The sequence below is a fragment of the Myroides odoratus genome (assembly GCF_001549985.1).
Taxonomy (GTDB): Bacteria; Bacteroidota; Bacteroidia; order Flavobacteriales; family Flavobacteriaceae; genus Flavobacterium; species Flavobacterium odoratum_A.
Window position 1 is genome coordinate 100,433 of sequence record NZ_LROZ01000009.1, and the last position, 13,266, is coordinate 113,698.

At 35.6% G+C, this 13,266-nt stretch carries 13 protein-coding genes; 3 read left to right on the forward strand and 10 right to left on the reverse strand.

Going from position 1 to position 13,266, the window contains the following annotated elements; translation table 11 throughout:
• Nucleotide 1: 1 nt before the first annotated feature.
• From AWV75_RS11120 to AWV75_RS11135, 4 genes are all read right to left on the reverse strand, one after another.
• Complete coding sequence (locus AWV75_RS11120; RefSeq protein ID WP_060874435.1) at nt 2-1,003, reverse strand: vWA domain-containing protein; 1,002 nt, start codon at nt 1,001-1,003, stop codon at nt 2-4.
• Between the two features lie 2 nt (nt 1,004-1,005).
• The gene (locus AWV75_RS11125; RefSeq protein ID WP_060874436.1) at nt 1,006-2,637 is read right to left on the reverse strand and encodes a BatD family protein; all 1,632 of its coding nucleotides are present in this window, start codon (nt 2,635-2,637) and stop codon (nt 1,006-1,008) included.
• A 1-nt stretch (nt 2,638) separates the two neighbouring features.
• Nucleotides 2,639-3,502, reverse strand: a complete 864-nt coding sequence (locus tag AWV75_RS11130) for a DUF58 domain-containing protein (RefSeq protein ID WP_060874437.1) — start codon at nt 3,500-3,502, stop codon at nt 2,639-2,641.
• Nucleotides 3,503-3,587: 85 nt separating this feature from the next.
• On the reverse strand, nt 3,588-4,592 hold the full coding sequence (locus AWV75_RS11135; RefSeq protein WP_060874438.1) for an AAA family ATPase: 1,005 nt from the start codon (nt 4,590-4,592) through the stop codon (nt 3,588-3,590).
• Between the two features lie 167 nt (nt 4,593-4,759).
• Here AWV75_RS11135 and AWV75_RS11140 point away from each other — a divergent pair, with 167 nt between their 5' ends.
• The 3 genes from AWV75_RS11140 to AWV75_RS11150 are packed head-to-tail and all read left to right on the forward strand — an operon-like array spanning nt 4,760 to nt 7,233.
• Entirely contained in the window at nt 4,760-5,908 is a 1,149-nt protein-coding gene (locus AWV75_RS11140) for a DUF5929 domain-containing protein (protein ID WP_060874439.1), read from the forward strand.
• On the forward strand, nt 5,901-6,635 hold the full coding sequence (locus AWV75_RS11145; protein WP_060874440.1) for a metallophosphoesterase family protein: 735 nt from the start codon (nt 5,901-5,903) through the stop codon (nt 6,633-6,635). The genes AWV75_RS11140 and AWV75_RS11145 overlap by 8 nt, the downstream gene beginning before the upstream one ends.
• A 40-nt stretch (nt 6,636-6,675) precedes the next feature.
• Nucleotides 6,676-7,233 (forward strand): DUF3575 domain-containing protein, encoded by a 558-nt coding sequence (locus tag AWV75_RS11150; protein WP_002988334.1) that lies wholly within the window; start codon nt 6,676-6,678, stop codon nt 7,231-7,233.
• Between the two features lie 62 nt (nt 7,234-7,295).
• Here the strand turns inward: AWV75_RS11150 and amaB are convergent, their stop codons facing one another.
• The 6 genes from amaB to dut all read right to left on the reverse strand — a co-directional run bounded on the left by amaB (nt 7,296) and on the right by dut (nt 13,252).
• Entirely contained in the window at nt 7,296-8,843 is a 1,548-nt protein-coding gene (amaB, locus tag AWV75_RS11155) for an L-piperidine-6-carboxylate dehydrogenase (RefSeq protein ID WP_060874441.1), read from the reverse strand.
• A gap of 239 nt (nt 8,844-9,082) precedes the next feature.
• Nucleotides 9,083-9,604 (reverse strand): 3-hydroxyanthranilate 3,4-dioxygenase, encoded by a 522-nt coding sequence (locus AWV75_RS11160; RefSeq protein ID WP_060874442.1) that lies wholly within the window; start codon nt 9,602-9,604, stop codon nt 9,083-9,085.
• Nucleotides 9,605-9,619: 15 nt separating this feature from the next.
• Nucleotides 9,620-10,879 (reverse strand): murein hydrolase activator EnvC family protein, encoded by a 1,260-nt coding sequence (locus AWV75_RS11165; RefSeq protein ID WP_060874443.1) that lies wholly within the window; start codon nt 10,877-10,879, stop codon nt 9,620-9,622.
• Between the two features lie 39 nt (nt 10,880-10,918).
• Nucleotides 10,919-11,692, reverse strand: a complete 774-nt coding sequence (locus AWV75_RS11170; protein WP_060874444.1) for a DUF4292 domain-containing protein — start codon at nt 11,690-11,692, stop codon at nt 10,919-10,921.
• 86 nt (nt 11,693-11,778) lie between these two features.
• The gene (locus AWV75_RS11175; RefSeq protein WP_060874445.1) at nt 11,779-12,789 is read right to left on the reverse strand and encodes a sugar phosphate nucleotidyltransferase; all 1,011 of its coding nucleotides are present in this window, start codon (nt 12,787-12,789) and stop codon (nt 11,779-11,781) included.
• A gap of 25 nt (nt 12,790-12,814) precedes the next feature.
• On the reverse strand, nt 12,815-13,252 hold the full coding sequence (gene dut, locus AWV75_RS11180) for a dUTP diphosphatase (protein ID WP_060874446.1): 438 nt from the start codon (nt 13,250-13,252) through the stop codon (nt 12,815-12,817).
• Nucleotides 13,253-13,266 lie beyond the last annotated feature (14 nt).

The window sequence follows — 13,266 nt, forward strand, 5'->3', positions numbered from 1 at the left end:
ATTAAATAAATCCTCTAAAAAGTGTTTTACTTAGAATAAAATCTAATGCTAATAAGATAAAAGCAAGAAGAGCAAACAATCTGAATTTTTCTTCTGTATTAACATACTTCTGCTCATCTATTTTTGTTTTTTCTAGCTGATTGATTTCGTCGTATATATTTTTAAGGCTTTGCGTATTGGTTGCTCTAAAATATTGTCCTCCTGTTTCTTTGGCAATGGTCTTCATCAATTCCTCATCCAATTCAACAGGTATTTTTTCATAGCGTAACTCCCCATTAGGGCCATAACCCACAGGAGATTCTGCCAATCCGTTTGTTCCTATTCCAATCGTGTAAATTTTAATGTTGAATTCTTTGGCAATTTGAGTTGCCATTAAAGGATCAACCGTCCCTGTGTTATTTACCCCATCCGTTAGTAAAATGATGATTTTACTTTTTGCAGGGCTTGTTTTTATGCGATTAATAGCCGTGGTTAACCCTACACCAATAGCGGTTCCATCTCGTAAATCATCAGAGTATTTAATATCTCGAAGTGAATTTAAAAGTAAGGTTTTATCACTAGTTACGGGAGTTTTCGTATAGGCTTCTGCCGCGTAAATTACAATTCCGATGCGATCAGCGACACGTTGACTTACGAAATCAGCAGCTACTTCCTTTAAGGCTTCTAAGCGGTTGGGTTTTAAATCTTTAGCTAGCATACTCCCCGAAATATCCATCGCCATTACAATATCAATCCCATGGGTTGAGTGTATTTGATGGTCTACACTAATTACTTGGGGACGCGCTAAGGCAACGATAAGTGCACTCAAGGCTACTGTTTTTAGTACAATAGACAAGGGTAACAGGCGAACTAAAAGGGATGAATGCCCCGTAAAAGGTGCTATCGAACTGAATTTAATAGTTGCCTTTTGTTTCTTTCTGTTTCTATACCAAATGAAGATAACAAGAGGTAATAGCAGAAACAACCAAAAGAATTCAGGATGTAAAAAGGTTGCGTTTCTCATAGTTACTTTTCTTGTTTGTATTGCATGGAGTCAAAAACTTTTTCAGTAATCTCATCTGCATATTGATCTTCTGTATGGTGGAATACCCATACTTGATTTAAAACGGTTTTACTCTCGTGCGTTAATACACAAGCAAATGCTATTTTTTGATTTTTTCCTTGATCTAATTTCAGGGTGAAACTACCTTTGGCTTTTAATCCTGTCAGTCCCGAAGCATTTTCAAATTTCTCGTGGGTTAATTCAATCGCATCCACATCGTAATTCTTGGTGATTAACTTCAGAGAATGATCGATAATTTCTTCTTCGGTATATTTAAAATCTTTTCCTGTTTGTATGGTACTCAAGGTGATGAAAATAGGATTACCTAATTCACCACTTTTGAATTGTTGTATATTGTCAATTCCGTCAATTCCGCTATCGCCAACTGTTGGATCGTTCTTTCTTACCAATACATCTGGAGTACTAACAGTTAGTCCAACACCACTGCCATAGGTACTGTTAATCCATTCTTGTTGGAGTAGACGTTTTGAAGAGTTGAACGTAAATAAGCTCAGATTCTGTTCTGAAGTGATGTTGATTACATAAACAATACCAATAAGCAGGATTAATACGGCTGAAATTGCGGTAGGAATTCCAAAACGCACTCTCTTTCTCTTTCTTTTTCGCTCTTCTCTCAAGCGAATGCGTTCGGTTTGAGTAGCGGCAGAAATAGGATAAGCGGTGTTAATCTCGTTAATGATATTTTGTGTTTTAGACGTATCTGCAACAATTTCATTATCTGCGGGTTGTGATTTAGCAAACTTTACTAAGTCAGCCGTATCCAAGATGTGCTTGAATTCTTTGATAATTTTAGGATCAATTTTTATTTCCTTATCGCGAAGGGTATTCTTTAAAATAGATACTGTCTCAAAAGTGGTTAACTCCCGTGCAGAAATACCAAAGGTATCTTCAATAAAGGCACGAGCGATATCCGTCATCTCAGAATAATACGGTTTTGCATCTCCACGCGTCCAATTTTGTTTCTCTTCCAATTGCTTAAGCTTGGTTACTGCTTTCTCAAAAGGGGTACTGTATTTATCGTCTTCTGTAAGATTTTTGTCTTGTAGTTTTTTGATAATAAAGTAAATGACAATCCCTATTACAATCGCTAAAAGAAGAAAAGCAAGGTAGTACCAGCTTGTAGAAGGAGCTGCTCCTGCTTTGGAAATCGATTTAATATCGTATAAGGGTGTTTTTAAAGTATCTACAACAACATTTTGAACGTTGATGCGAATAGAATCCGTCTTAAATAACTTCGCATCAATGATAACAGGCAATTCGGGAATGGTAAAGCTCCCTTCATCGAATTGCGTTAATTCATAGCTTTTGATTAACTCAATGAAGTTGTCTTTTTTAATGGTATCGATTGGATAGGAATCTATGACTTCTAAAGCCCCTAACGTTTCCGATTCAGGAAATAATACTTTACTATCCTTAGAAGTAATGGCACGAATGCTATATTTTATAGGTTCCCCAATTTTAATGTTGGTGGTATCTACTTTTGTTTCAAGTGGTAACTGAGCTAACATCAACTGAGATGATAACAAAAGAATAAGTACGCTTAAAAGATTGTATTTTGTTCTATTCAGTGTCATTTTATCTAGCTTTGAAATACCCTAATAATTTTTTTACATAACTCTCATCTACACGCATGTTGATTACACCTGCTCCACATTTTTGAAAGGTCTTCTTGAACTGATCTTCTTGTTTTAAAAAATGAGCGGTATATTGATTTCTAACCTCTTTACTTCCTGTATTGACTAGGATTTCTTCTCCTGTTTCTGCATCATAGGTATTGATCATTCCTACATTAGGCAGTTCTTTTTCTCGTTCATCATAAATGCGTATTCCTGTGATATCGTGTTTTTTAGCTGATATCTTTAAGGTGCTTTCGTAAGGAGGTGTAACAAAGTCAGATAGGATAAAAACAATAGCCTTTTTCTTGATTACTTTTGATAAGTAAGCTAAGGCTAAAGCAACATCGGTTTGTTGACTTTTGGGCTTGAAATCAATCAATTCACGTATAATGCGCAACACATGCATTTTTCCCTTTTTAGGAGGAACGAATAATTCAATTTGGTCCGAAAATAAAATTAGTCCAATTTTATCGTTGTTTTGCGTGGCAGAAAACGCTAAAGTTGCGGCTATTTCTGTGACGATATCTTGTTTGAATGCATCGGTTGACCCGAAGTTTTCAGAGGCACTGATATCTACCATAAGCATTAAGGTAAGCTCTCTTTCTTCTTCGAAAACTTTGATATAAGGCTCATTGTAACGCGCAGTAACGTTCCAATCAATGGCGCGAACATCATCGCCAAATTGATACGGACGCACTTCAGAAAAAGTCATACCACGCCCTTTAAAGGAAGTGTGGTATTCCCCAGAAAAAATATGATCACTTAAACGCTTGGTTTTGATCTCAATTTTTTTGACCTTTTTTAAAATCTCTTTGGTTTCCATTGTAAAAGAATTATTCAAAATAATTATTCCTTAAACGAGCGGAATAATTGTGAAATAAATAGTTGTAATCCCTAGTATTTGATTACTATGGCACTTCTATTTCGTTTACAATTTGATTGATAATATCAACAGAAGTGATACTTTCTGCTTCTGCTTCATAAGTAACCCCAATACGGTGGCGCAATACATCAATGACTACTGCACGTACATCTTCTGGAATTACATATCCTCTGCGTTTGATAAAAGCATAACATTTAGCCGCAGTGGCTAAGTTAATACTACCACGAGGTGATGCTCCAAAACTAATGAGCGGTTTTAATTTCTCTAGTTTGAATTGTTCTGGGTATCTCGTAGCAAAGATGATATCTAAGATATACTTTTCAATTTTTTCATCCATGTACACCTTTTTAACGGCTTCTTGTGCACGTTTGATTTGATCCAAGGTTACTACTGGATTTATCGTTTGTTTTTCACCAGCTAAATTTTGGCGAATAACTAAGCGTTCTTCTTCTAATTTTGGATAGTCAATTACCGTTTTCAACATGAAACGGTCCATTTGCGCTTCTGGTAATGGATAAGTCCCTTCTTGTTCTACTGGGTTTTGTGTTGCCATAACCAAGAAAGGTTTATCTAACGGATAGGTAGTATCACTAATCGTTACTTGCTTTTCTTGCATCGCCTCCAAAAGTGCAGATTGTACTTTTGCTGGAGCACGGTTAATCTCATCCGCTAAGATGAAGTTAGCGAAAACAGGCCCCTTGCGAATAGAAAAATCATTTTCTTTTACGTTGTAAATCATCGTACCGATTACATCGGCAGGTAATAAATCGGGCGTGAACTGAATTCTATTGAAGCTTCCATGTACCGCTTTTGATAAGGTATTAATTGCGAGTGTTTTTGCTAATCCAGGTACTCCTTCTAGTAAGATGTGCCCTTGTCCTAGTAATCCAATTAACAATCGATCAATCATGTGCTTTTGTCCAACAATAGCCTTGTTCATTTCCATTGTTAAGATATCAATAAAAGCACTTTCTCTTTCTATAAGTTCATTTAATTCTCGAATATCGTAATTTGATCCTGGTGTTTCCATAATAAAAGTTTTGTCTGAAAATAACGCTCATTTAATTATTCATGCAAATTCAAAAAATATTCTCTATTAAGTTGTTAATAGATGGTTAAATCTAAAGTGGCCGTTCAACATTTGGGCATGATTTATGGGTTTCTTTTTATAAATTTAAGAACAAAAAATAATTTGCTATGATTAATAAGCGATTACTTATTAAAAATCTATTGGCCCAATATGATGAGAATAGTTTCTATGATAAGAAACGGCAGCTAAATTTACATACCAAATCGGGGAAAGCAAAATTTTTAAAACATATTTGTGCCTTATCAAATTCAAATCCTCAAAATAACTCCTTTATCATTGTAGGAGTGGATGATGATAATAACGAACTAGTTGGTGTAGATTTTTATGATGATAGTAAGATTCAAAATCTAGTAAATGCATATTTTGCCAATCCGCCGAGCATTACCTATGACAACGTTACTTTTACGGATCTTGCTGATGATAAGGTGATTGGCTTGGTGACCATTGCGCCAAATTCTGATTTAACTACGTTCAAACGACCCATTGGTGAAATCCAAGCAGGCTCTTATTTTTCCCGTGTTGGGAGTACATCCGTGCCCAATGGCGCACTCGTTTACAACGGAAATCAAAGTCATGTGGAGAGTATTGAAAAAAGCTCTCAAAATAATTTAAATCACGTCCTCGAAAGCGTTGTACGTTATATGACGCAGTCTTCTAAGGATATTCACGCCAATTATAGCGTATTTAAAGAGCAATTTGTAATCTGTTGGGTCGGAAAAAAGATGAATATTCGCGGTATTCCGTTCTATTCGCGTATGGATATTGAATTTGTGAACGAGCAAATCAAGTTATTTTACTCTTCTTTGGATGTGGTAACCTTGTTTTATGATACCGAATCGTTTGTGTTAACCGAGTATTTGAATCTCGGATTAAATGATGGAACGAGTTATTATCCCTTTGAAGAAATACGCTTAAATTTTTATGACAACGGCAGCTATGCGATGGAGAGTAAGATGCTCTTCGAACCGCCCAAGTATAATGAAAATATTTTGGAGCACATTTATAGGAACAGCTTAAAGGTCATTCAAAAATTAAAAACAGGAGAGCGGTTAACGAATAAGGAAGAGCGCGTGTTAAGTAAATTGTGTTACAACATGATGTTGTGTTACCTCAATGGTTTTGAACAAGCGAAAGAAGAATTGATTGAGGTTAAAGATTATTTAAAATTCACCAATGACCCGGAGTTGTTTACAGGCTTTAAGCAAGTTATGCGTATCTTGCGAAAACTGAAATACGAAACAGAAAGTTATGAGTAGAACATTGGTTATAGGAGATATACATGGAGGATTTAAAGGATTAAAACAACTTTTTGAACGAGCCCAAATAACACCAACCGATCAATTGATTTTTTTAGGCGATTATGTAGATGGATGGAGTGAACCCCATTTAGTTGTTGAATTTTTATTAGCCCTAGAACAAACGCATTCTTGTGTGTTTTTAAGAGGAAATCACGAGAGTCTATTAGTGAAGTGGATGCTGACAAAGGAAGAAAACCCACAGTGGTTTAGGAATGGAGGAGATGCTTCTGTGTTGGCTTATCGTCAGTTACCTGAAGAACAGTTTGCCCGACATTTAGCTTTTTTTCAGCGTTTGCAAAATTACTATATCGATTCCAAGAATCGATTGTTTGTACATGCAGGATTTACCAATCCGAGAGGAATAGAAGTCGAGTTCTTTGAAGAGTATTTGTATTGGGATCGCACGTTGTGGGAAATGGTGATGGCCATGGATCCAGCACTAGATTCATCCAGTCCTTTATATCCTAAACGATTGAAATTCCATGAGGAAATTTATATTGGACATACACCCGTGACGCATTTTGGCTTTGATGTACCAGTTAATTTTGCAAATGTTTGGAATATTGATACAGGAGCTGCTTTTTTAGGGAAAATAAGCGTCATGGATATTGAGACAAAAGAATATTGGCAAAGTGATGTTGTCGCTGATTTATATCCAACAGAAGAGGGAAGAAATCATGGATAATAGTAAAATATTATATATTTGTAGGCAAAGTTTAGAACAAATGAAAAAAATAATCGCAACTGCTTTTTTAATCGGTGGAATATTAGGCGCCAAAGCACAAGCTGTGAATGAGGTTAAGGTAAATATTCTTAATGCCATTGTAGTGCCTTCAATTGAATTGGGTTATGAGCATTTTATTGACCATAATCAATCTGTTGGATTAGATGTGCATTTTATGGATCGCTTTTCATACTATCACGAAAGTAAAAGCAAAGACCAAAAGTTTAATACAACGAGTTTAGCTTTAAATTATAAATTCTATTTTGGAGGTAAAAATGATGCCAACGGAAGTGGGTATTCTGTTTCTCCTTTTATCAAGTATCGTTTTGGTAACTTTAAGGAGGATAGATTTAATGCAGAAATTGATGGATTAGAGCGTGTAAAAACGGATATGAATAGCTTTATTCTAGGTATCGGGGTTGGATATAAATGGACGATGGGTGATTCTTTCGCTATTGAGCCCTTTGCTAATATTGCTCGAAACTTTAGTAGTGAAGTAAATGATCGTTTCTCAGCGATTGAATTCAATGCAGGAGTTATGATTGGTTACCGCTTTTAATCAAAAAGAGATAAAAACAAAAAAGACGTCTATTAGACGTCTTTTTTTATGGTTGTATTCGATTAAAAATCAAATTTAATACCTTGTGCTAATGGAAGTTGACTTCCGTAGTTAATTGTATTTGTTTGTCTTCTCATGTAAGCTTTCCAAGCATCAGATCCAGACTCACGTCCTCCACCTGTTTCTTTTTCGCCTCCAAAAGCTCCACCAATTTCAGCACCTGAAGTACCAATATTAACGTTAGCAATTCCACAATCAGAACCTGCATGTGAAAGGAATAATTCCATTTCGCGCATATTGTTTGTGAAGATTGATGAAGATAATCCTTGAGGAACACCATTTTGCATTGCAATAGCTTCTTCAATGTTGCTGTATTTCATTACGTATAAAATTGGTGCAAACGTTTCAGCTTGAACAATTTCAAATTCGTTTTTCGCTTCAATGATACATGGTTTTACATAACAACCACTTTCATATCCTGCTCCTTCTACAACACCACCTTCAACGATAATTTTTCCACCTTCTTGTTTTGCTTTTTCAATCGCTTTCAAGTAATCTTGAACAGCACCTTGGTCAATTAGTGGTCCAACGTGATTTGCTGCGTCTAATGGGTTTCCAATTTTTAATTGTGCATAAGCACTTTGTAATACTTGGATTGTTTTATCGTAAACGCTTTCGTGGATAATTAAACGACGAGTTGATGTACAACGTTGTCCTGCTGTTCCAACTGCTCCGAATACAGCTCCAACTAATACCATGTTGATATCAGCATGCTCAGAAACGATGATTGCGTTGTTTCCTCCTAATTCTAAAATTGTATTTCCAAAACGCTCAGCAACTGTTTTTGATACGTGACGACCAATACGAGTTGATCCTGTGAAAGATACTAATGGAATTCTGTGGTCATTGTTCATTAAATCTCCACATTCATTTCCAACTACTAAGTTACATACTCCTTCTTGGATATCGTTTGCTTTGAATACTTTAGCAATAATATTTTGACACGCAACTGCACATAACGGTGTTTTTGAACTTGGTTTCCATACACAAACGTCTCCACAAACCCAAGCAATCATTGTGTTCCAGCTCCAAACAGCCACTGGGAAGTTGAAAGCAGAAATAACACCTACAATTCCAATTGGATGCCATTGCTCATACATTCTGTGCATAGGTCTTTCTGAGTGCATCGTTAAACCGTACAATTGACGAGATAATCCTACTGCGAAATCACAGATGTCAATCATTTCTTGAACTTCACCTAAACCTTCTTGTAAACTTTTACCCATTTCATAAGAAACAAGTTTTCCAAGGTGTTCTTTATTGGCACGTAATTCTTCTCCGATTTGACGAACGATATCTCCTCTTTTTGGTGCAGGAACTAATTTCCAAGATTTGTAAGCCTCTTGTGCTGTTTGCATTACTTTTTCGTAATCTTCAGCTGTTGTAGCTTTTACTTTTCCTATTAATTCACCATTTACAGGTGAGTATGATTCGATAATTCTTCCGTTAGAAAATGAGTGTAAACCTGTTGAAGTACCATTGTTTACTTCTTCAAGTCCTAAATGCTTCATCGCATCCAAAATTCCAAATTGGTCATTTGTTGTTGCCATTATTCTTCTTTTATAGTTTATAAGATAGTTCTTCGCTAAGATATAAAAATAATTTTAGCTAAGAGGTGTTAATAAAAACACTTCATTTTGCTATATTATTAAGTTGTTGTCAATTATTTGGAATAAAAGCAACGTTTATTTTGTGCTAATTGTAAAATTATAATTAGGTTGTTAGTCTGAAGCAATAGATTGCTTTAAAACAAAAAAATACCGTGTGTTTTTGCGTGTTTACGGGAAGATTATGGAACAGCATCCATCACGCAATTGCAGTGCGAGCAGGTTCTCAATTCTTCTGATTGGTAAAAATGCTTAAAATGAGGAAGAAAATCCGTTTCGATATCAGTTAATTCGAAATAGACTTCATGTAATTTCTCGTTGCAGTTCTCACAATACCAAATTAAACCATCTTTTGCATGGGCTTCTTTTCTTTTCGTTTCCACGACTAAGCCAACAGAATTTGCTGTGCGAATAGGCGCATGAGGCATTTTGGCTGGTAGGAGATAGATGTCTCCGGGGTTAAGTGTAATGCGTTTTCTTTCTCCATCTTCCTGAATATCAATGTAGATTGTTCCTTCTAGTTGAAAAAAGAATTCTTCATTCTCGTTATAGTGAAAGTCTTTGCGATTATTAGGACCTCCAACAACCATAATGATATAATCTTTTGAATCGATAAAAAGATTCTTATTTGATACAGGTGGTTTCAGCAGGTCTTTATTTTCATTCACCCACTGTAAAAGATTAAAGGCTACGGCATTACTCATAGGATAAAAATGCGTTTAGTTACTTCTACTCAACCAATTTTGAGGGTTATCAATATTGGAGTTGTGCGAAAGTAAGAATTTTAAAACAGTTTTTCCTGCGCTGTTTGTGTTAATTGTTCCGATGGTTTGCTTTAAACTTACTTTATCGCCTTTTTGAACGGTAACATCACGTAGATTTTGATACACCGTAATGTAATCTCCATGCTGAATTAACACGGCTTTGTTTCCTCCAGATAAAACCTGTACTTGTAATACTTCTCCTTCAAAAATAGCTCTTGCTTTAGCATTGGATTCAGTGGTAATTTCCACTCCACTGTTGTGGACAGTTAGGTGTGTTTGTACAGGGTGTGGCTGATCTCCATAAGGTAGAGATACATAGCCTTTCTCCACGGGCCACGGTAATTTTCCACGGTTTGCTTTGAAATTATCAGCAACTAATTTTCCTTCTGGTGTTAGCTCAAAAGTAGCCGCAGCAGAACTAGTCGTTTTAGATTTAGTTGTGGTTTTACCCGCTTTTGCAGCCGCTTCTCTAGCTTTTCTATTTGCTTCTTCAATGGCTTCGCGAATTAATTGCTGGATTTTGCGATCAATTGCTTTGGTTTCGTCTTGTTTTTTCTTGATTTGTTCGTTGAACTTCTTCTGATCTTTCTTCACAATAGACACAAGTTCTTGTTGTGCTGTTAAATCTTCTTTTAAGTTCTTTTCATTCGCTTCTTGTTCTGCTAAAAGCTTGCGTTGCTTTTCTTTCTCAACTTCAAGTTTAGCTAAAGCTTCATTTAACAAGATCGTTTTTTCTTTCAGTTCTTCTCCCTGTTGTTTTCTGAAATCAGCATATTGCTTTAAATATTGTACGCGTTTATAGGCCTGAAAAAAGTTTTCAGAAGAGAGAATAAACATCATTTTGCTCTGATTGGATCTACTCTTGTACGCTTTTACAATTGTTTTGGCATAATCTTGCTTAAGTTGATCTAATTCTTTAGCTAAAGCATTCGCCTCTTTTTGATTTTTAGCAATATTGTTCGTGGTGATATTAATCTGCTTGCGCACATTACTGATTAACTGTCTGTTCAGGGTAACTTTTCGGTTAATCTCATCAATCTCAGCTAAAATATTGCGTTCTTTCGTTTGCTCTTTGTGAAGTAACTGCTGTACAGACTTAATTTCAATTACAATCTGTTGCTTTCTGCGTTCTAACTGTTCTTGTGTCTCTTTTTGTTGAGCACACAAAGGCAATGCCATTAAAATGAACAATATAGAGCAGTAGGTTTTTTTCATAGCGGTGTACTTCTTAAGCCATACAATATTACGGAATTTTTACAAATTAATGAGTTTGTACCCCTTAGGAACTGCATAATTAATTTGTAAATCTTCGTTAAACGAAACTTTTCTGTAACGAATATCCAAATTTATGGTTTTTTCTTCTTCCGCTAGAATATTTATTTCTGTTGGGACAATAAAGTTTTTTACTTTTTGATAACCTGGATACGAGATAGTTACTTTTCGGTTGGAGTTGCGTTCTGTAATCGCTTCTTTTTTCAAAAGTGTATTCTCATCTTCGAAAAAGTAAGTAGACTGTAATTCTTCTTGTTCAGGAGAGCTGACTTTGTGTAACCCATCTTCAATACTAGCCACATATTCTCCACTATTTTGACTGTCTAAGACTTGTCCTAACAGCAGGTTTTGAAAACGATTGAAGTTTACATCAGCCCCAATGAATTTTGTCAATACATCATATCCTCCTTGAAAGGCGTTTTCGTGGAATTTTTCATAGTATTGGATGCCGTCAGGCGTAATAAGTGCTTTACTAACGAGGATGTCCGAATAGCGGATGTTGAGCTGGATCTGTTTGTCTTTTTCAATTAAAACCTCAAGTCCAATTTTGTAGTTATCTTCTTCCGTTTTATAATGGGCGGTTCCTTTCAGCGTAACGGTTTCAAAATCCTGTGCATTTTTAGCGTGATTGTTTAAAATGACCAAAGCCGTTTTTGATTTTGTAGCATTTGATTCTCGCAATAAAAACCCTTCTCCTCCTTTTTTACAACTGATAAATAGTAAGCTTGTAAGGCATAGGAACGCAATCTTTTTCATAGTTTTTGTAGCTAAATGGTTTAGTACCTCGAATATAGATAAAAAAAATCCGTTTTAAAGAAATTTAAAACGGATTTAATAGTATTTTAGTCTAAAACAGAATAATCACCAATACTGATGTTGGTGTGATTTCCGTTGTATTTAGCGTGATTTCCAATCATAGCATTGTCCAAGTTAGCATTTGCAATAAAAGCGTATGTTTGAATTAAACTATTTTTAATTGTTGCATTTTCTACTTTGGAATGATCTCCTAAAGATACATTTGGACCAATCGTTGCATTTTTTAATACTACGTTATCCCCAATATAACAAGGAGGGATAATGGTGCTATTTTCTAATTGAATAGAAGACGAAACATAATTGCTGTTTTCTGCTTCTAAGAATGTTAACATGCGATTGTTGGTGTCAACTGTAACATCTTTGTTTCCACAGTCCATCCATTCATCAACTTGTCCAGGAACAAAGCGCATCCCTTTTTGTTTCATATTTTCTAATGCATCAGTTAGTTGGTATTCTCCACCTTTAATGATGTTATTATCTAATAGGAACTCTAATTCTTGGCGCAATGTTTCTCCACTTTTGAAAAAGTAGATACCAATAATAGCTAAGTCTGAGACAAAAGTGGCTGGTTTTTCTACAAAATCAACAATTTCATTTTTGTCATTGAGTTGAACTACACCAAAGGCACTTGGATCCTCTACTTGTTTCACCCAGATTACGCTATCTGCTGTTTTGTCTAAATTGAAATCTGCACGGAACAACGTATCAGCATAGGCTACTACGATAGGACCAGACATACTTTCTTTGGCACATAAAATCGCGTGAGCCGTTCCTAAAGCTTCATTTTGGTAACAAATAGTTCCTTTTGCTCCTAACTTTTCAGCAATAGCAATAAGGTCTTTTTCTGTTTGTTTACCGAAGCTTTCGTGAATAATAAATGCGATTTCTTCAATTTTGTCATTTAAAACCTTGGCAATATCCTCAACCAATCGATGTACAATTGGCTTTCCTGCAATTGGAATTAAAGGTTTGGGTGTAGTAAGGGTATGTGGGCGTAAACGCGATCCACGTCCAGCCATAGGTACAATGATTTTCATTTTGTATCTTATTTATTTTTCGTTTTTATTTTGTTCCTGTGCTTCCAAATCCTCCTGCACCACGTGTGGTCTCTGAAAGTGCTTCTGCATCTTCCCATTGGATTTGTTCATATTTTGCAATTACCATTTGAGCGATGCGCTCTCCATTTTCAACAACAAAAGGCTCTTTAGATAGATTAACTAAAATAACTCCAATCTCTCCTCTATAATCTGCGTCAATGGTACCAGGTGAATTCAATAAGGTAATTCCTTTTTTTGCCGCTAAACCACTTCTTGGTCTGATTTGAGCTTCATATCCTTCAGGCAATTCAATAAATAATCCAGTTGGTACAATAGCTCTTTCTAAACTGTTTAATGTAATAGGCTCAGTAAGATTTGCTCTTAAGTCCATTCCTGCAGATTGCGTTGTTTCATAATGAGGCAAAGCATGCTGTGATTTATTTATAATTTTTACGGATGTCATACAGAATAATATTA

Excerpts from the sequence above, each read along its gene's own strand:
- AWV75_RS11130 (WP_060874437.1), bottom strand. The coding sequence starts at position 3,502 with ATGGAAACCAAAGAGATTTTAAAAAAGGTCAAAAAAATTGAGATCAAA.
- dut (WP_060874446.1), bottom strand. The coding sequence starts at position 13,252 with ATGACATCCGTAAAAATTATAAATAAATCACAGCATGCTTTGCCTCAT.
- AWV75_RS11140 (WP_060874439.1), top strand. The coding sequence starts at position 4,760 with ATGATTAATAAGCGATTACTTATTAAAAATCTATTGGCCCAATATGAT.
- AWV75_RS11135 (WP_060874438.1), bottom strand. The coding sequence starts at position 4,592 with ATGGAAACACCAGGATCAAATTACGATATTCGAGAATTAAATGAACTT.
- amaB (WP_060874441.1), bottom strand. The coding sequence starts at position 8,843 with ATGGCAACAACAAATGACCAATTTGGAATTTTGGATGCGATGAAGCAT.
- AWV75_RS11120 (WP_060874435.1), bottom strand. The coding sequence starts at position 1,003 with ATGAGAAACGCAACCTTTTTACATCCTGAATTCTTTTGGTTGTTTCTG.
- AWV75_RS11160 (WP_060874442.1), bottom strand. The coding sequence starts at position 9,604 with ATGAGTAATGCCGTAGCCTTTAATCTTTTACAGTGGGTGAATGAAAAT.
- AWV75_RS11175 (WP_060874445.1), bottom strand. The coding sequence starts at position 12,789 with ATGAAAATCATTGTACCTATGGCTGGACGTGGATCGCGTTTACGCCCA.
- AWV75_RS11145 (WP_060874440.1), top strand. The coding sequence starts at position 5,901 with ATGAGTAGAACATTGGTTATAGGAGATATACATGGAGGATTTAAAGGA.
- AWV75_RS11170 (WP_060874444.1), bottom strand. The coding sequence starts at position 11,692 with ATGAAAAAGATTGCGTTCCTATGCCTTACAAGCTTACTATTTATCAGT.
- AWV75_RS11125 (WP_060874436.1), bottom strand. The coding sequence starts at position 2,637 with ATGACACTGAATAGAACAAAATACAATCTTTTAAGCGTACTTATTCTT.
- AWV75_RS11150 (WP_002988334.1), top strand. The coding sequence starts at position 6,676 with ATGAAAAAAATAATCGCAACTGCTTTTTTAATCGGTGGAATATTAGGC.
- AWV75_RS11165 (WP_060874443.1), bottom strand. The coding sequence starts at position 10,879 with ATGAAAAAAACCTACTGCTCTATATTGTTCATTTTAATGGCATTGCCT.